The 1,163-nt window shown below is 57.7% G+C and carries 1 protein-coding gene; it reads right to left on the reverse strand.

What is annotated here, in order from left to right; genetic code table 11:
• A partial coding sequence (locus H6B30_RS15980; RefSeq protein WP_205112237.1) for an ArdC family protein occupies positions 1 to 1,009 on the reverse strand: 1,009 nt, incomplete at its 3' end.
• Positions 1,010 to 1,163 lie beyond the last annotated feature (154 nt).

Below are 1,163 nucleotides of genomic sequence, written 5' to 3' on the forward strand. Positions count from 1 at the left end.
TGTCCACATGGTCAAGTATCATGTCAGAAGCCCTGTTCACGTCCGCCATGACCGAGACGATGAATTTCGGTTCCTGCTTCAACACGCCGATCCACGAGTCCAAGTAGGCGGCCGAGTTGTCTGTTACCTTCTGGTCAAAGCCCATCGAATGGCTTATCATCGCCGCCGTCAGTTCGGCGACAAGCTCCTCCTTGGCGTACTTCGGGTCGCCGAACCTGCCCATGCCGTCGCGGTTGAGCCGCTGCGGTGTCATGGTGGAGTGGGCCATCTCATGCAGCATGGTGGAATAGAACTCCATGCCGCCACGGTAGATTTCATCGGGCGTACTCCCAATGTTGAACTGCGCCTTCATGGGCAGCACCACGATGTCCTGTCCCGGCGAGTAATACGCCCCGTCCACACGCTTGTCCGCCTGTATCGGGCAGACCCAGCCTTGTGTTTCTATCATCCTGTCGAGTGCGGCGTGGGCGTACATGCCTTCCGTGTCGCGGAGTTCGGGCAGCCTGAACCTATCCATGAGCTTTTGCATCCGTTCGGGCTGCACTTCGGCCAGGTTGGTCTGTGCCACGTTATACACGGGGAACGCCTTGACGAACGGGATGACCTCCATATCCTTTCTTTCCTCCTTCGTCATGGCGCGGTACTCGTCGCTGCTTATCCTTTTCCCGTCCTTGTCCTTGACCATCATGTCCCAATACACCACGGGAAACGCCTTTTCACCTTTCAGGACGTGCGCTTTCAGGTTGTGTGCCTGCTTGAAGGTCAGGTAAACGGGCAGGTCGTAGCCATTGGCCGCCGTGTGGAGTTGCAGGAAGAAGGAGTTGGAGCCGGAATAGTTACGTCCTCCCACGTTCTGTGGCAGTCCGGCGTACCCCGACGCACCGCCAATCCAGCCTTTCTTCCAGTCGGACGCCTTCATCTGCTCCATGCGCCTAATCATCATTTCGGCGAAGCGGTCTATGGCCGCCTGTCCGGAACTGGCGGATGACGGATTAGTTCCAGATGCCATAGTCCTCGTCGTCGATTAGCTGGCGTTCCATCTGCATGATGTCCGTCTGTTCCACATAAAACTCGGCGGACTCGTCCGAAGGGTCTGTGCCGTGCGCACGGCACCACTCCAGATAGTCCTGTCCGTTCTCGCCCTCCAGCACGAAGCGGAGATA

The sequence above is a fragment of the Marseilla massiliensis genome, from assembly GCF_016899955.1.
Taxonomy (GTDB): Bacteria; Bacteroidota; Bacteroidia; order Bacteroidales; family Bacteroidaceae; genus Prevotella; species Prevotella intestinigallinarum.